Genomic DNA, 15,926 nt, shown 5'->3' with positions numbered 1-15,926 from the left:
CCTGAAATTTCCAGCGATAAGCGAGCGTCCCGAGGAGTGGGGCGCTTGCACGGTTGAGAGTCTCGCGCCCGACCCCTGAGAATTCCGTAGTTCTGCTCGCCTCCGGAAGATGCACGTGGGTGTGGAAAAATGCACAAAAATCGAGTTTTTGACGGATTTTTGACGGGAACTACGCTTCCTGGCTTATTGCGCTCTTTCTAGACTTGTTGTCAGTTGTTGAAGTAAATCACTCACGACTGTCCCAAAAATGGAGAGAACACCATGCTGATAAGCACCCGCCGGCACAGCCGCGGAACCCGTTGGTTAGCGACGGCTTCCCTTGCCGTCTTCACTTGTGCGGCGCAGGCCCAAGTGCCTCTCTTGTGCAACGCCACCCTCGCATACGCACCCATTCCTGTCCCAATCCTTCCTCCAGCGGCAGTGCCATCTTTTACCTTCTGGGGTTTGCTGATCCTGGCCTCGATGTTGGGATTCATGGGAGTTCGTCGGGTGCGCCTCGGTGGCAGCGCGAAACATTGGGCAGTGCTGTTTGGCTTGGCGTTTGTACTGGCGGCAGGTAGCGGTGGCTTGGTGATCAATCAAGCGATGGCAGCCGCGGCTAGCATGTCCAGTGCGACAGGTGGCAGTGTCCCGATTACTGCCCTCAGCACCACATTGACCAACACCACCACTGTACCGCTGAAGATCTCAAGCCTCATAGCCTCCGGAGGTCAGGTTGCGGCGGGTAGTACGTGCCAAATCGGCCAATCACTTGCACCCTCCGCGGGCTGTATTGTCGCGCTCGAGGCTTGCGTTGAAGCGGGTAGCCCAGGAGGCGGTGGTGGTCAGCCTGGAGGTGGTTGTGAGGGGCCTGAGTGCGGAGGCTAGTGTCCTGAGTCAGGCGTTCCCAGGATGAGTTTCTTCGCTTTGGCAACGGAATTCGTCGGGACCGTCTCAAACCTTGGTTGCGATTTACTCGCCTGAGCGGTCTATTCCACTGGGGGGGATGCTACGACACCTCCCATGTCGGAGCACATGCCCTCCGTGCTCTTTCATCACCAATAGCCTTTGAGCTATTGGTCCAACGGGGCGCCATCTGCGCTCATGCGCATGGACACCGGCCTGAAAATGGGGGGCCGGGATGATTGGGCGTTTTCTCTCAACTCTATTCCAATTCCAGGGCGGTCGCTCACCGTAATGAACCCCGATTCGGGTACAGGGTAGTGGTCTACAAGGTCGGCGCCAAGAAGAGTTTTGCCTGATTTCAAAACCAGATTCTCGAAGCCAGTGGGGTACTCCTGAATCGCAAAATTGGGGCTGCTTGCGGCGACTTGCATGCAAGCTGCGAGGCTGATGGGCGATAGTGGATTGTGCGGGGCAATGTCAATGTTCTGCGCTTCAGCCAGGGCGGCCACTTTTCTTGCACCCGTAATGCCGCCGCACACACAGACCGAGACCCTCGCATAGCGAACACCCCCGCCAGCCAGTTGCATCTGAAACTCTGCCGGTGTGGAAAAGCGCTCGCCGGTCGCTATGGGCACCGAAATGGATTGCCCTACGGTGGTGGTTTGCGCGTAGAACTCAGGACGCAGAGGGTCTTCCAGCCACATGGGCGCGGCAGGTTCCAATAAATTGCCTATCGCTATGGCTTCAGCGGGATTCAGGCGTCTGTGCATCTCGATCAGCAGGTCGACATCAGGCCCCACGGCTTCACGAAATGCCATCACCCGTTCTTTGGCGTCGCTCAGCTTTCCAACGTGCGATCGGAAATAGGTTTCTCCCTCAGGCTCATCCAAAAATGGGTTGATATGCCCGACTGCAGTGAAGCCTTCGGCGCGCAGCCTGCGGCATTCCTTCAGAACTTCTTCAAGCGATTCGGCATACACATGCCCATAGACACGCAGCTTGTTTCGGTACTGACCGCCTAGCAATTGCCAGACTGGAGTTTGCAGGCGCTTTCCCAGCAGGTCCCAAAGTGCAATGTCTATGGCGGACACGGCCGCGTTAACCGCTGTTCCGCGGAAATGCGAGAAGCGTTGCATCACGTTCCAGTGGTACTCAATCTGGTTCGCGTCCTTGCCGACGAGGTAGTGGCCGAATTTCTCCAAGGCAGCCTTGGCCGCTTCTATGTGGCCCCAGGAGCCCGCCTCACCGTAGCCTGTATATCCGGCTTCGGTCCTGATGCGGGCATAGAGGAATTGCCCAATATGCAGTGCCTCAACCGACGAAATCTTGTGCATCCTCTTGCCATCCAGAAAAAAAGGTCGCGCCTGATTGAGTTTCATTTGAGCTTCAGTTGCGCTCAATGCCAGCCTTGCTGATGACCTTGGTCCAACGATCGATCTCGGAGGTTACGAGACGGCGAAGGTCCTCCGGGGAGCCAGGATTGACGCGTGAACCGTTGTCCAGAAGGCGTTGCTGGAACTGTTGATCAGCCAGTAGAGATTGCAGCTCCGTGTTCAGCCTGCTGACAATCGGCTGAGGCGTCGCAGCCGGGGCGGCTATGCCAATCCATGAGGTGACCGCGAAGCCAGGTTGAACTGCAGACACCGGTTCAATCGACGGCAAAGTGGGCCATTTGTCAGCGCTTGTGATGCCAATGGCGCGAGCGCGCCCTGACTCTATGGCGCTACGCGTGGCTGCGATTGAGTCGATGTTCAGGTCAATCTGCCCTCCCAGCAGGTCTGCCATAGGTGCGCCGCCACCTCGGTACGGGACATGCGTCAACTGGGTGTCCGTGCTGCTCGCGAATAGTTCGCCCACCAGATGTTGCGTGGATCCGATTCCAACGGAGCTGTAGGTGATTCGTCCCGGTTGTTTCTTCGCCGCTGCGATCAAGGAAGCGATGTCCGTAATGGCGCTGTCCTTACGGACGACCAAAACGAACGGGTTAATCGAGATCGGTGAAACGAACGCGAAGTCCTTGACCGGATCAAACTTGAGATTCTTGTAGAGCGCGGCGGAGACCGCGTGGCCACCGGTGAGCAAAATTAGCGTATGGCCATCTGGCGTAGCCCTGGTGACCGATTCACTAGCCAGGTTGCCACCAGCGCCGCTTCTTGATACCACCACGACCGGTGACTTCAAGCGCTCGGTCAAACCCTGCGCAATCAACCTGGCGACGATGTCGGCCTGGCCACCAGCGGCGAAGCCGTGAACCAGTTCTATGGGCTTGGCGGGCCAGGTTTGCGAGAACGAGGCTCCGGTAGCTGCTGCCCACATGATGAGGGCTGTTGCCGTAGATTTCAGTAGTTTCAGGCGCATGTTGATGTCTCCATTCTTTTGTGCGACGCTTGCCGCTCGGTGTTCGTTCATGGGTGGGGCGTTGATGGCCTTCACCTGCGGAAAGGATCCGGAGGGTGAAGGGGTTGAAACCCTCTCCAGCTTTAGGCGCTACATTGGCGTTTTCATTCGCGGTGGGCGTAGCCCTGGTCCGCTCCAAAGGCTTCTCGCCGGTTGCTCCAGTCGTGCGTGCGATTCCATACTTCAAGCGCGCGAGGAGCCTCTTCCTCGTAGCGCTTCATCCGTTGCTGATCTGCCATCACCGATGTCAGTTCGAGGCGATGTCCGGACGGATCCCAAAAGTAGATGGATGTCACGAAGTCATCGTGTACCGTTGGCCCCAGCACCTTGATCCCCTTGGATTCAAGATCTTTCTTGGCTGCTTCCAATGTTTGAAGATCCGCTACCCGGAAGGCAATGTGCTGGATCCAGTCCGGGCTGGTGAGGTCCTTGACCTCGCCAGGATCATGCGGACATTCAAAGAAGGCGATGTTGGAGCCGTCTTCAAGTTCGAAGAAAATGTGAATGTGCGGGCTGTACAGACCGGTTGAGGGAACATGGTCCGCTCCCATGACGTGGGAGAACTTCAACCCCAGCATGCGGGTGTAGAAGTCAACTGTCTGCTTGGCATCTTTGCATCGGTAGGCAACATGATGGAATTGTTTGCAGAGCATCAGAATCTCCGTCCAAGGATTAAAGGTGACGTCCACCGTCGACCACGATGGTGCTGCCAGTCATGAGCCGCAGGTGCGTGACGGCGGCCATCACGGAGAGGGCGATATCGTCTGGTTCGGTCACAGTCTTGAGTGGCGTCAGCGCGGCTTGCTTCTCAACGCGGGCTCGGCCAAGCTCCGGAAGAATAGGCGTGGCCACCGCAGCGGGTGATATCCCCACTACCCGGATATTGGGGCCAAGCACCCGTGCCAAAGACATGCTCATGGTGTCCAGGGCCGCCTTGGAAGCGCAGTAGGCGATGCTGCTGCCTAGAGCTGTGAACGCCGAGATCGACGAAACGTTAACGATCACGCTGTCCGTGCCAACCTGCAGCAACGGAAGAAACGTGCGGATCACGGCAAAGGGGCCACGGGCGTTGATCACCATGATGTGGTCGAAGGTTGCGTCATCTAACGCCTGTACGTCGGCATGCGGGATGATCTTGGCGATGCCGGCCGAGTTCACGAGCACATCCACACGCCCGTGGCTGGCCTTGATGGCTGCTGCAGCGGCTTCTATGGTTCGCGTGTCTGTCAAAGTAATCTTTTGTATGGCGTGGCCCTCTCCTGGAAGGGAGGCGAGCACTTTTCTCGCGCGCTCTTCACCCTCGTTGTAGCCCACGATCACACGTGCGCCGGCTTCCGCAAGGCGCCGCGCTGTCGCTTCGCCTATTCCACTGCTGGCTCCTGTGACCACTGCGACTTTGTCTTTCAAGGACAGCACGCCCTGGCCGCCGGCTCTGAGTTCTGCTTTTGTGTTCGTTTCTTGCATAAGTTTTCTCCATTAACTACTGGTTGGGATTCAGTTCATTCCGCGCACGGTTCCACTCGGCCCACGCATTCGCCAAAGCCGATTGAGACGAATCCTTCGCGCTGCGCTCGCGCACGCAGGATGATTTCGTCGCCGTCCTCAAGCCACATCCTTGATTCGCCGTTGGGCAAAGAGATGGCGCGCAACACCTGGCGTTGTGGATCGATGCAAAGCTCGTAAAGGCAGGCGGCAGAGTGCTGTTCCGGGCCTGAAGTGGTGCCTGATGCCATCAGGTCACCAGGCTCGATGGCGCAACCGTTGCTGGCGTGGTGTGCGAGCATCTGTGCCAGCGTCCAGTGGCAGTTCAGAAGATTGGTGCTTGTGAGGACAGCGGGCTTGTGTTTTTCCGCTCTCGATTTCTTGGTGGTCATGAGCGCGGTCAAGGTAAGGTCTAGCGCACCTGAGGAATCATTGCGTTTGCTGGAGAGATGTGCCGGGTAGCGGCCTGGCGCTGCGGCTTGCGTTCTGAATGGCAGCAGCGCTTCTGCCGTGACAATCCAGGGCGAAATGCTTGTGAGCGTGCTCTTGCCTAGAAAGGGGCCGAGCGGGAAAATTTCTGCGCGCTGAATGTCCCGGGTCGACCAGTCGTTGACCAGGCAGCATCCGGAAATTCGTTGCTCGGCCTCGTCCAAGGAAAGGGTTTCACCGAGCGCGTTCCCTTGCCCCACGAAGAAGCCTACTTCCAGTTCGTAGTCCAGGCAGAGCGATGGCTCATACACATACTCGCCATCCTTCACAAAGATGCCCTTCGGGCGCTTCAGGGGCGTTCCGCTGGTGCGTATGGAACTTGCGCGCCCGTTGTAAGCCATTGGCATTTGCAGAAATGCCTGGGGCAGGGGGTTCTCCGGGCGTGAAATACGCCCTGCACGGGTGGCGTGATGTTCGGAAGTGAAGAAATCAGTGAATCCACCAACCCTTACTGGAAGCAAGAGTTTGATGTCTGCCATAGGGATCAGGCATGTCCGTACCCTCTCCTGGAGATCGGCGGGGGCGTTGTCTCGCAGCAGGTCGAAGATGGCAGAGCGAAGTGTCGATGCCGCTATGTGGCCCAACGCCAGGAAGTCGTTCAAAGCGGGTAGGGCTGCTTTCTCCGCATACATGAGAGCCTCCCCGTACAGCAGTTCCGATTGGATCAGTGCTCGCAGGTCAAGAACTGAATCACCAATGGCGAGGCCGCCGCGAGCGTTTTCATGCCCGACATTCCTGAATACCCCATGCGGCAGGTTTTGCAGTGGAAAGTCCGTGGCGGCGTCATTGGCGCTGGCGAGCCAACTTCTTGCGGTTGCATCATGCGTCCGGTTCAGGCGCAACATCAGTTCTCTTCTCCGTTTCAGTGTGCCTTGCGGGAGCCCGGCAACAGTGCTGCGAGTTTGGAAGAAAACGATTCGGTAAGCCAGAGGCTATGGCATGCCAATGTCCATTCAATGGACATTGATGGAAATCAGGAAAGGCCTGCCCAGGGCCTGGTCGGCATGGCTTTTAAACCCGCTTCGATCTCATCAACTGCGTTTTTTAGAAGCTTTGCGATTTGTGCGTGGCGATCGCGGGGGAGGCGATCTGTCAGTGCGCCCACGCTGATGGCGCCAAGTGGCGCGCCGTTGGAATCAAGAAACGCCATGCCAACGCCAGTAACGCCAAGAGACACCTGGTTGGTCACGGTGGCATAGCCTTGTACCCTCGATTCCTCGATAGCCTTCAGTTGTCGGCTGATGCTGAGGCGTCCGAACCTGCGGATCTTGTCTTTTGTCGCGGAAACGATCCAGCGCGCCTCATCTTCTGCGCAGGCGGCGAGAATGGCGAGTCCTCCCGCGCCGACACCGAGTGGCCTGCGGCTTCCTATGTTGAGTGTGAGAGTGCGTACAGGGTGCGATCCTTCTGATCTGGCGACGCATACCGCCTCAAAGCCGCTCCTCATGATGACGTAGCTGGTGTCGCCCGTGACGCGGGAGACCTTGTGCATGGCTGGTTGGTATATGAGACCCAGGTCGTAGCCACTGCCGGCGGCCAGGCCAAGCTCATAAACGAGAGGACCAAGGCGGTATCGCTTTGACTGCATTTCCTGCACCACCAAGCCTTCTGCGCTGAGCTGCGCGAGCAGACGATGCACCGTAGGGTGGGGGAGACCCACTGCAGAAGCCAAATCTGTGAGCGCTCTGCCGTGGTAGTGGTCTGCGGCGAGCGCGCGCAAAATCATCGCAGAGCGGCGCAAGGTGCCAATCAAATTCCCTTCAGTGCTTTCTTTCATTTCAGATCATTCCTTCCAAGCGAACGGGGAAGAGGCATTGATGCTTGTTGTGCAATTTATTCATTCATGAGTCCACTAGATGGACATCATCCTAGCTGAATCCCTTGAGGTTGTGTTCCGGCGCGTTAACGTTCGAACCTTGGTCCATAGGACGTTCTAAGGGGATTCAAGTGATCGATCAGATTGTGGAGATGCAGGCGTTGCCTGGGCAAGATGCGTCATTGGAAATGGCTCTCATGGAGTTGGCTCGCGCCAGCCTTCAGTTGAAGGGGGTGGAGCGTTTTGAGGTGTATCGATCAGAGAATGGAGTCGGGTCATTTGTTCTCATAGAGCGGTTCGCCTCCGAGGCCGTTATTGCGCAGCAGCGCCAGTCTGCGCATGTCAGGGACTTCCAGGCTGCGGTGGCGGGGCTGAGAGATGGCCCAGCGCGGGTGAATTCACTGAGGCTGGCGATGGAGTGAAGCCATGTTTCATGTCTTATCTTGGCGTACGGTCCTGATGTTCTGTTTCAGACATCGCTCTACCGCGTTGGGATACTGAGCGCCCCTGCGGCTGACGCAAGGCTGTCGTCAGGGGCCTCCTGGATGATTGGCGCTTAGGGAGCGGAAGCCGTTTGGTGAGTGGCCGCCCGGCGGGAATTCTCACAATCTCCCCGCGGAGGACTTTCTCACTGCCATTCAAGCGCGGTAGACTATTTGGCGTGAGATGGGTGTCATGAAGTGAAAGCTCCCTGGAAAGATTGCGCGGGAGTCGGTGTCGTGTATGGGGCGTGAAAACCCCTTGAGATACCACCTTGTATCTCTGCGCCTGTTTTTTGCCTGACTCCAGCTCGTTTTCAACTATGTAAACCGTTCACACTAAGCTCGATCTATCCTGAGCGCAGCTCGAACGGTGTTTATCGATTAAACGCAATTCGGTACAACACAGGTTTCAATGGATCTGTTTTTCAGCGAACTGCCAACTCATGACACCAGAAAAATTCAATCTTCCCCGGTATCTGGCAACGCTACCACTGTTTTCAGACATGCCGGAGGCGGAGCTCGCACGCTTGGCTGAAGGCTGCAAACTGAGGAGGATGGAGCGCGGAAAAATCATCTTCCATGCGGGCGAGCCGTGTGAAGAGTTTCATGTGGTGGTATTGGGGCAAATCAAGCTGTTCGTCATTTCACCTTCAGGGGTGGAAAAGGTCATTGAGCTTTGCGGACCTGGGCGTTCTTTTGCGGAGGCCATCATGTTCCTGCAGATGCCCTATATCGTCACCGCACAAGCGCTCTCAGACACTTTGCTGCTGAGCATTGACAAAGACGTCATCGTTCGGGAAATTCAAAACGACTGGCGGTTTTCCTTGCGTGTGATGGCCGGGCTTTCGCGGCGGCTGCATGGGCTCATCAAGGATGTAGAAGCCTATTCGCTGCACAGTGGTGTGCAGCGCGTGATTGGATACCTGCTGAGTGATCTCAGGGTGGCGAGCGATGGAGATGCTTCATCAGCCACCGTATCCTTGCCCGTTGCCAAGGCTGCCATTGCTTCAAGACTTTCCCTGACCCCGGAGTATTTCTCAAGGGTATTGCATGAACTCGAATCGGCCGGTTTGATTCAGGTCGACAAGCGGGATATCCACATCGTTGACACGGAAAAGCTGGCGAATTACCAGCCGCGCTGAGCATGGATGAGGGGGCGAGCCTGAATGGTCTGGCCCCGTGGCGCCACCACCGCGCTAGTGCGAAGTACCCTCAGAGCGATTGATCTTGTTGAACACGTTGTACTTGCCCACAGGTTTTCGCATGGGCAGGCGCTTGAACTCCTTGAACGTGGCTGCGTCGTAGATGATGAGCGCGCCATCGTCTTCCCACAGGCTTGCGAGCGCGTACTTTCCGTCTTTGGTGAACTCTATGTGCGCCAGCGTTTTCCCAGAGGGTACTTTCACGCTGGCCACCGGTTCGAGCGTGCGCTTATCGATGATGGTCAGCGTGTTCTTTGCTGTAGGGCTCATCATTGAATCAACCCAGGCATAGGGTGTTGATTCATGGCTTCGCATGAAAAACCCAGGGCCGGGTGTTTCTATGTCTTTCACCAGCTTCCATGTTTTCATATCGATCACGCTGATCGTGCCGGATTGCAAATTGGGGCTGGCCAGCAAACGCGCGCCCTGATGGTCGAAGGTGATGCCTGAGCCAAGATGCGGCATGCCTGCTATTGGGAGTTCCGCAATTTTGCGCCGCGCGTCCAGATTCACCACTTGCCCGCTGGGAGAGCCATCGGCGTGAGGCCGGGAGGCACCCAGTGCGTGGGTGTAGCTCTGGTCAAAGAAAAAATCATCCAGCGGCTCGTTAAGTGGCGTGCGCCGCACGCCTTGGAAGCCAGGCTTTGCAATGGCCTCACCCATCTTGTAGTCATGAACCAGACCGTCGTAGATGGGCGCTGCGGCGGGGTCATAGCTGATCTCCCAGAGCTCGGGAATGTCCTTGAGCGCCACGATGAAACTTTTTCTGGGTTGGGCGTCGTACACGGCCGAAACGCGTGAGCTCTGCTTGTGGTCCAGCGTGCTGGCCGTATAGGTTCTAACGAGCTTCAGATCGGCATCGAAAAGCGCCAACGTATGAGGCAGATAGTTGGCTGCCATCACCCATTTGCCGTCGCCGCTCACAGCGATGTTGCGCATGTTGATGCCTGCGCGTACTTCTGAAACGGTTTTTAGATTCCACAGGTCGTATTTGGTGATCCAGCCGTCGCGGGAGCCGAAGAACACATAACGGCCCTCAGGCGTGAACTTGGGGCCGCCGTGCAGCGCAAAGCGCGAGGCAAAGCGGTGGATGGGCTCGAAGCTGTTGCCGTCCACCAGCGACACATGGTGATCGCCTGCTTCCACCACCACGAACATGTTCATGGGATCGGCGCTCCATTGAGGGCTTGCCGGCCAATCGCGCCAACCTGAGGTTTCGGTGCGGCTCGCAGTGATGTCGGCTTCACTCCAAGCGGGCGCGGGAACCACCGGGGTATAGATCCATTCAGCCAAGGCTGCAATTTCCGGTGCCTTCAACTCCGTACTGAATCCGGCCATCTGTGTGGCGGGGCGACCTTCGCGTATGACGGCGATCGCTGCGTTTTTTTTCAGCCGTGCAAGGCTCTCCGGAAGCAGGGCCGGACCCATGCCTCCCAGACGCTGCGCGCCATGGCAAACGGCACAGTGCTGCTGATAGAGTTTGGCGGTGTCGATGGCAGTCTGCGGTGATGGCTGTGCAGCCAGATTTGCTGCGGAGCCTACCAAGGCCATGCTCAAGAAAATTCGGACGAAAAACTTTCTCGGCATATAACCGGATCTGCTGGATTCAATCATGGTGATTTGATCAATCATCGCCGAATGGCACGAGTTCAATGACCCGGCGGCGGGAGGAGAATGCAGTGGTTTCGACTCTGTTGTGTCCGCCCTCAAAGCCTATCTCCTCGTCGGTGAGGTAGCAGCCCGGATCTTCCGCCCATGCGTTGCCCGTGACTTGTTGAGCTCGCACGCGGGTGTTTCCGCCGCAGATGGCGAAATGCCGGCAGGCACTGCAGCGGCCGCTGACCCGGCGAGGCTTCGCCTTCAGGCCAGCCATCAGCGGATCGCTGGTATCCATCCAGATTTCGGAGAAAGGGCGCGCCTTCACGTTGCCCAGGCCGTGATGCCACCACATGGTGTCTGGATGAACTTCGCCCACGTTGTCGATATTGGCCACATTGACGCCCGAGCTGTTTCCGCCCCAAGCGATGAGGCGTTCCCGCACAGAATCTTTCCAGCGGGGTAGGTGCTGCTCCACCCACTGCAGTAGATAAACGCCGTCAGCATCATTGTTTCCGGTGACGTACTCATGATGGCCGCCGGCTTGGGCATCTGCCCAGGCGGTGCTGTAGAGTAGATCTAGTGCCTGGCGGGTGGCGACGTGGCGCGCGTCTTTGCCTCGGTGAATGTTGCCGCGGCCAGCGTAGTTGAGGTGAGAGAAGTAAAACTTGTCCACGCCTTCGACCTGCATCAACTCCAGCAGATTGGGCAAGTCGTGTGCGTTCAGTTCTGTCATGGTGAAACGTAACCCCACCTTGGTGCCGAGCTTCTGCAGATGCCGCACGGCGGCAAGACTGCGATCAAACGCTCCTTGCAGCCTGCGGAATTTATCGTGCGTAGCGCCGATGCCGTCGAGACTGATGCCTACGTAATCGAAGCCGGTTTCATGGATGCGGCGAGCCAGTGGCTCATCGATAAGGGTGCCATTGGTGGAAAGACCCACATAGAACTTCATGGCCTTGGCGCGCTCGGCGATTTCAAAGATGTCAGGCCGCATCAGTGGCTCGCCACCGGAGAGGATTAGCACCGGTACTCGAAACGCTTTCAAGTCTTCCATGACGCCGAACACCTCATCCTTACTCAGCTCATCTGGGTAGTCGTGGTCGGCCGAAAAAGCGTAGCAATGCTTGCAGGTTAGGTTGCAGCGGCGGATCAGGTTCCAGATCACCACCGGGCCGGGAGCGCTGGCATTGGGAGTGCCGCGCCGCAGAGGCGGGGGATACATACCCGTGGCTTCGGCGCGGGCCAGCTCGTGCATGAATTGGGAGATGCGGAACATGGGGCAATCGCTGGGGTGTTAAAACGAATCCCATGCTAGGCCTGTGCGCCTGCGCGGCACATGATGTGAGTCAAGTTTGCCGTCGTTTCCAAGTACTGCGTTGTAGGGCTCTGCTCATGAAAACCTTGCTCATCGTCTATCACAGTCTCACAGGCGGGACACGTCAAATGGCCGAGGCCGCAGCCCAGGCTGCGCGGGCACAGGAGGGCGTGGATGTACGACTTTTACCCGCACTGGAAGCCGGGCCGCAGGACGTTCTGGGGGCAGATGGCTATTTGTTCGCCACGCCTGAAAACTTGGGCGCGGTATCCGGCTTGATGAAGGATTTTTTTGACCGGTGTTATTACCCCGCACTGGAAAAAATCAATGGACGCCCGTACATCGCCATGGTCTGTGCTGGGAGCGATGGGCAAAACGCCCTGCGCCAGATTGACCGTATTGCCACCGGTTGGCGGCTCAGGCAGGTGGCTCCTGGCTTGATTGTTTGCACCCATGCGCAAACGCCGGAATCCATCCTGGCGCCCAAGAACATCAGCCCGATTGACCTGGAACGTTGCGCGCAATTGGGCGAAGGACTTGCTGCCGGGATGGGCGCCGGAGTGTTTTAGATCCTGAATGTGTGGCCGAACACGATTACTAGAACGCGGGTGGGTGGAGGGGTAATTTGAAAATAAAAGTGGCTCAGTTAATACTTTATGCCAGTGTTTCTGACTTGAAAAGTCGCTAAATGAGGGTTATTTCGCATTAAAACCCTGCAGTTGAGTTTTACAATTCGTGCCTTAAATCACAAAAAACTAGATATCCGTTGTTTTTTGTTAACTCCATAGGGAAGTGCCCGCTCCATGCAAAACAAGCAACCTGAAGACCTTGGAGCGCCAAGGACGCTGTGGCGAGGGCGGCACGTCGCCATAGCTGCCTGGCTTGTGGCGAGCATGGCAGGGGCCTCCACGGTGCATGCGGCAGGTATTACGATTGAACCAGCCGACGGTCCGGTGAGCCTGGCGGGCATCACACTGGATCTGGATTGCGATGATCTGGTGGTCAACGGCACGCTCGACATCAGTAGCGCCACTCTGCAGAAGGTGGGCAATGTCGTGATTGGCGCAGGTGGTTCGCTCACTGCCTCTGATGCCAGCATTGAGATCACGCACAGTTGGCAAAACAACGGCAGCTTCAGCGGCGCGGGAAGCTCAGTCATCGCAAGTAATGCTTGCGCCAATGCCAGTACCTCATTTGCCGGCAACACCAATTTTCATAATCTCAGCTCTACTTCCGCCGGCCTGGCATTGGGCTTTGCGGCCGGAACAGATCAGACGGTGTCTGGCCTTCTTGTTCTGCAGAACGTCACGCTGCAAGGGCAGGGGGGCACTGCCTTCTTGAGCTTGCAAGCGGCGGGTACGCAGAACATCACCGCGGTTGGGGTTAGCAACGTGAATGCATCGCGTGGCCAGCGCCTCGCGCCCACCCAGATGAACCAGATCATGAACGGCTATTCACCCAATTGGTTCAGCAACCCTTCCAGCGTGGTGTCCGGGATAGCGCCAGTGCCAACCAGTGATGCTGTCAGCCTGACGCTGATGGCACTTCTTTTGAGTGGAACTGCCTTCCTGAAACGTCGGGCGCAAAAGCGCAAGCGTTCCTGAAATAGAAGATGCCCCTCTAGCCGTATCCAGACTCAAACCCATACCCAGAACCTCGTCAAGGAAGAGCGATCTCATGATTCATCAAGCCAACTTCAAAGGCGTTTTTCGCCCGCTTGCCGTGGCCACTACTGTGCTGGTGAGCGGCGTGGCGGTTCATGCGCAGGTTTCGCTGTCAGGGGCCAATGGCGTTTCCATCAAGACGCCTGGTGGCTCTGTCATCACCGGTTTTGCCAATGATGGCTCGGTGACCATTCCAGCCTTGGGATCGACAGGCGGCTACGTTTTCACTGACCCCACAGGGAAGCTTGCGGTGGGTGCGGGTCCCACAGGTCCCGTAGGTGCGACAGGGGCGACGGGCGCAACAGGCGCTACCGGGGCGACAGGGCTCGTTGGCGAGACCGGTGTCATCGGGCCAACTGGTGCCACAGGTCCTCAGGGGATACAGGGCCCAACGGGTCCACAGGGCATCCCAGGCCCGCCTGGGATGAACGGTGAGTCGGGTTCAGCGGGCGCCCCGGGACCCCAGGGCGATATTGGCCCAACCGGGCCTGTCGGACCTTCGGGATCGAATGTCCAAACGCTGTACGGTAGCTCGGGGGATAGGCTTTCTAACGTTGCAGTTCAATATGTCGGTGTTTCCAGTGCCTCACTGATCACACCTGGCTATGGCTTTCTTATGCCAGCAGCAGGCACGATGACGACTTTGAGCGTGAAGTCAATTGACGGAAGTTCACCCAGAAGTTCCACTGGTATCGGCGCCCAGAGATACACATTCACTCTTCTCAAGAATGGGGTGACAACTCCCATCTCTTGCGAAATGATCGGGTCGAGTACCAGTTGCGCCGGTTCTGGTTCAGTGGGTTTCCTGGCGGGGGATTTGTTTTCGCTGGCTAGTGCACCCTTTACCACCTTCATTCCGATTTTCCCTACCCAGATCCCTATCAGCTGGCACGTGCGAGGGACCATGCCGTGAAGAGCACTTCCTGAAAAAACCTGGGGCTGCTTTCCTCTGCTGCATTGCTCGTGAGCGGTTGCGCAGGCTTGGTTAGTGACTCTTGATGTGGGTGTTCGTGTGCATTCGTGAGGGCCGCAAGCCAACCGGCCACCCAAGATCAGCACCCTAAGTGATCCGGAGCACTCCGCAGACTCGGCGTATCGTCGAGTCCGCTCTGGTCGAGCATCGAAGGATTTGTGCGAAAGCTCGCTGACGGACGGCTTACGGCGGGGGCTCGTCACAGGAGTGTTTTAGACCAAAAAAAAACTGCATTCCCCGCTGATTTGTCATTAATTTCGTCTAAAAAAATAATCCAATACTAGGGTTTTCACTTAGAAAAAACTGTAATATAGTTTTACACTCTGCGCGCTAATTCACACAAAACTCACAATTAGTTGTTTTTTGTAAACCCCTAGGGAAGTGCGCGCTACATGCAGAACAAGCAATTTGAAGACCTTGGAGAGCCAAGGGCGCTGTGGCGAGGGCTGCACAAGGCAAAGGCTGCGTGGCTGGTGGCTGGCTTGGTGTCGGTATCCACGGCACACTCAGCGGGTATCACCATAGAGCCAGCGGATGGTCCGGTCAGCTTGGCCGGAATCACCATGGATCTGGATTGTGATGATCTGGTGGTCAATGGCACGCTGGACATCAGCAATGCGACCTTTCAAAAGGTAGGCAACGTGATCATTGGTGCGGGCGGTTCGCTGACCGCCACTGGAGCCAGTGTGGAGCTCACGCAAAGCTGGCAGAACAGCGGCACTTTCAGCGGAGCAGGAAGCACGGTTCTGGCGAGCAACGCTTGTGCCAACACCAGCACATCTTTTTCTGGCAATACCCCTTTCAACAACTTCAGCGCCACTTCAGCGGGTCTCACGCTGAGCTTTGCAGCCGGTACCGAACAGACGGTGGCTGGTGTCCTGACGCTAATAAACACCACCTTGCAAGGGTCGGGTGGCACGGCACATCTGAGCTTGCAGCCGGGCGGTACTCAGAACATCACCACGGTGGGTGTGAGTAATGTGAATGCCTCACGTGGTCTTCGCTTGGCACCCACTCAGACCAATGTGATCAGTGGTGGCTTTGCAGCCAACTGGTTCAGCAACCCATCCAGCATCGTGACCATGGTGGCGCCGGTGCCAGCCAGCAGCACGGCCAGTCTGACGCTGATGGCGCTTCTCATGGGCGTGGCCGCATTCCTGCGGCGCCGCTTTGTGAAATCGAAGCGCTCGTGATGCACCCCCCATTCTTTTCGCCCAGACATAGAACCCCGCCCAGGAAGATCACCATGACTCAAGAATTCAACCTTACAAGCGGCATGCGTCCGCTCGCCGTAGCCGCAGCCTTGCTCATGAGCGGTATGTCAGTTCACGCGCAGGTCTCGCTGTCGGGTGCTAATGGCGTGGCCGTCAAGACCCCTGGTGGTGCTGTGATTACCGGGTTTGCCAATGATGGTTCTGTCACGATTCCTGCCTTGGGAACGACGGGCGGGTATGTGTTCACTGATTCGACGGGCAAACTGTCCGTGGGTGCGGGTCCAACAGGGCCTGCTGGAGCAACGGGTGCCACTGGTGCAACGGGAGACGCAGGTGTCACTGGCGCTACGGGTGCTACGGGTGCCACCGGCGCGACAGGTGCTACGGGTGTCACAGGTGCCACCGGCG

15 protein-coding genes and 1 pseudogene are annotated in these 15,926 nt (G+C 57.3%); 8 read left to right on the top strand and 8 right to left on the bottom strand.

Going from position 1 to position 15,926, the window contains the following annotated elements:
- Positions 1-261: 261 nt before the first annotated feature.
- Complete coding sequence (locus tag G518_RS0132880) at positions 262-867, top strand: midcut-by-XrtH protein (protein WP_028606088.1); 606 nt, start codon at positions 262-264, stop codon at positions 865-867.
- Between the two features lie 185 nt (positions 868-1,052).
- Here G518_RS0132880 and G518_RS0132875 read toward each other — a convergent pair whose 3' ends face one another.
- The 6 genes from G518_RS0132875 to G518_RS0132850 all read right to left on the bottom strand — a co-directional run bounded on the left by G518_RS0132875 (position 1,053) and on the right by G518_RS0132850 (position 7,030).
- Positions 1,053-2,219: a mandelate racemase/muconate lactonizing enzyme family protein gene (locus tag G518_RS0132875; RefSeq protein ID WP_028606087.1), complete on the bottom strand. Its 1,167-nt coding sequence runs from the start codon at positions 2,217-2,219 to the stop codon at positions 1,053-1,055.
- 52 nt (positions 2,220-2,271) lie between these two features.
- Positions 2,272-3,294, bottom strand: a complete 1,023-nt coding sequence (locus tag G518_RS0132870) for a Bug family tripartite tricarboxylate transporter substrate binding protein (protein ID WP_051237670.1) — start codon at positions 3,292-3,294, stop codon at positions 2,272-2,274.
- 92 nt (positions 3,295-3,386) lie between these two features.
- Positions 3,387-3,935 carry a VOC family protein gene (locus tag G518_RS0132865; RefSeq protein WP_028606085.1) on the bottom strand — a complete coding sequence of 183 codons (549 nt, stop codon included), beginning with the start codon at positions 3,933-3,935 and terminating at the stop codon, positions 3,387-3,389.
- A 19-nt stretch (positions 3,936-3,954) separates the two neighbouring features.
- The gene (locus G518_RS0132860) at positions 3,955-4,746 is read right to left on the bottom strand and encodes an SDR family NAD(P)-dependent oxidoreductase (RefSeq protein WP_051237669.1); all 792 of its coding nucleotides are present in this window, start codon (positions 4,744-4,746) and stop codon (positions 3,955-3,957) included.
- Between the two features lie 35 nt (positions 4,747-4,781).
- Positions 4,782-6,098, bottom strand: a complete 1,317-nt coding sequence (gene fahA / locus G518_RS0132855) for a fumarylacetoacetase (RefSeq protein ID WP_051237668.1) — start codon at positions 6,096-6,098, stop codon at positions 4,782-4,784.
- A gap of 128 nt (positions 6,099-6,226) precedes the next feature.
- Positions 6,227-7,030, bottom strand: a complete 804-nt coding sequence (locus G518_RS0132850) for an IclR family transcriptional regulator (protein ID WP_028606082.1) — start codon at positions 7,028-7,030, stop codon at positions 6,227-6,229.
- 170 nt (positions 7,031-7,200) lie between these two features.
- Here G518_RS0132850 and G518_RS0132845 point away from each other — a divergent pair, with 170 nt between their 5' ends.
- Together G518_RS0132845 and G518_RS0132840 are read left to right on the top strand one after the other, a co-directional pair.
- Positions 7,201-7,491: a putative quinol monooxygenase gene (locus G518_RS0132845; RefSeq protein WP_156909635.1), complete on the top strand. Its 291-nt coding sequence runs from the start codon at positions 7,201-7,203 to the stop codon at positions 7,489-7,491.
- A 503-nt stretch (positions 7,492-7,994) separates the two neighbouring features.
- Positions 7,995-8,693: a Crp/Fnr family transcriptional regulator gene (locus tag G518_RS0132840; RefSeq protein WP_028606080.1), complete on the top strand. Its 699-nt coding sequence runs from the start codon at positions 7,995-7,997 to the stop codon at positions 8,691-8,693.
- 54 nt (positions 8,694-8,747) lie between these two features.
- Here G518_RS0132840 and G518_RS0132835 read toward each other — a convergent pair whose 3' ends face one another.
- Both G518_RS0132835 and nirJ read right to left on the bottom strand, forming a co-directional pair.
- On the bottom strand, positions 8,748-10,304 hold the full coding sequence (locus G518_RS0132835) for a cytochrome D1 domain-containing protein (RefSeq protein WP_245598240.1): 1,557 nt from the start codon (positions 10,302-10,304) through the stop codon (positions 8,748-8,750).
- Between the two features lie 73 nt (positions 10,305-10,377).
- A complete protein-coding gene (gene nirJ / locus G518_RS0132830; RefSeq protein WP_028606078.1) occupies positions 10,378-11,628 on the bottom strand; it encodes a heme d1 biosynthesis radical SAM protein NirJ in 1,251 nt (416 codons plus the stop codon).
- 116 nt (positions 11,629-11,744) lie between these two features.
- On the opposite strand from nirJ, the gene G518_RS0132825 reads away from it, so the two are divergent.
- The 5 genes and pseudogenes from G518_RS0132825 to G518_RS41425 all read left to right on the top strand — a co-directional run.
- The gene (locus G518_RS0132825; protein WP_028606077.1) at positions 11,745-12,236 is read left to right on the top strand and encodes a flavodoxin family protein; all 492 of its coding nucleotides are present in this window, start codon (positions 11,745-11,747) and stop codon (positions 12,234-12,236) included.
- A 234-nt stretch (positions 12,237-12,470) separates the two neighbouring features.
- A complete protein-coding gene (locus tag G518_RS0132820) occupies positions 12,471-13,271 on the top strand; it encodes a hypothetical protein (protein WP_028606076.1) in 801 nt (266 codons plus the stop codon).
- Positions 13,272-13,344: 73 nt separating this feature from the next.
- Entirely contained in the window at positions 13,345-14,244 is a 900-nt protein-coding gene (locus tag G518_RS41430; protein WP_028606075.1) for a hypothetical protein, read from the top strand.
- Between the two features lie 452 nt (positions 14,245-14,696).
- Positions 14,697-15,497 (top strand): hypothetical protein, encoded by an 801-nt coding sequence (locus G518_RS0132810; protein WP_028606074.1) that lies wholly within the window; start codon positions 14,697-14,699, stop codon positions 15,495-15,497.
- Positions 15,498-15,550: 53 nt separating this feature from the next.
- A pseudogene (locus G518_RS41425) lies at positions 15,551-15,926 on the top strand (hypothetical protein); the annotation flags it as partial.

The organism is Ottowia thiooxydans DSM 14619 (genome assembly GCF_000422885.1).
GTDB classification, from domain to species: Bacteria; Pseudomonadota; Gammaproteobacteria; order Burkholderiales; family Burkholderiaceae_C; genus Ottowia; species Ottowia thiooxydans.
This window is presented reverse-complemented; position numbering and strand designations above follow the sequence as displayed.

Coding starts and splice junctions, on each gene's coding strand:
- G518_RS0132840 (WP_028606080.1), top strand. CDS start 7,995: ATGACACCAGAAAAATTCAATCTTCCCCGGTATCTGGCAACGCTACCA.
- G518_RS0132810 (WP_028606074.1), top strand. CDS start 14,697: ATGCAGAACAAGCAATTTGAAGACCTTGGAGAGCCAAGGGCGCTGTGG.
- G518_RS0132825 (WP_028606077.1), top strand. CDS start 11,745: ATGAAAACCTTGCTCATCGTCTATCACAGTCTCACAGGCGGGACACGT.
- G518_RS0132850 (WP_028606082.1), bottom strand. CDS start 7,030: ATGAAAGAAAGCACTGAAGGGAATTTGATTGGCACCTTGCGCCGCTCT.
- G518_RS0132870 (WP_051237670.1), bottom strand. CDS start 3,294: ATGAACGAACACCGAGCGGCAAGCGTCGCACAAAAGAATGGAGACATC.
- G518_RS0132835 (WP_245598240.1), bottom strand. CDS start 10,304: ATGGCCTTGGTAGGCTCCGCAGCAAATCTGGCTGCACAGCCATCACCG.
- G518_RS0132820 (WP_028606076.1), top strand. CDS start 12,471: ATGCAAAACAAGCAACCTGAAGACCTTGGAGCGCCAAGGACGCTGTGG.
- nirJ (WP_028606078.1), bottom strand. CDS start 11,628: ATGTTCCGCATCTCCCAATTCATGCACGAGCTGGCCCGCGCCGAAGCC.
- G518_RS0132865 (WP_028606085.1), bottom strand. CDS start 3,935: ATGCTCTGCAAACAATTCCATCATGTTGCCTACCGATGCAAAGATGCC.
- G518_RS41430 (WP_028606075.1), top strand. CDS start 13,345: ATGATTCATCAAGCCAACTTCAAAGGCGTTTTTCGCCCGCTTGCCGTG.
- G518_RS0132880 (WP_028606088.1), top strand. CDS start 262: ATGCTGATAAGCACCCGCCGGCACAGCCGCGGAACCCGTTGGTTAGCG.
- fahA (WP_051237668.1), bottom strand. CDS start 6,098: ATGTTGCGCCTGAACCGGACGCATGATGCAACCGCAAGAAGTTGGCTC.
- G518_RS0132860 (WP_051237669.1), bottom strand. CDS start 4,746: ATGCAAGAAACGAACACAAAAGCAGAACTCAGAGCCGGCGGCCAGGGC.
- G518_RS0132875 (WP_028606087.1), bottom strand. CDS start 2,219: ATGCACAAGATTTCGTCGGTTGAGGCACTGCATATTGGGCAATTCCTC.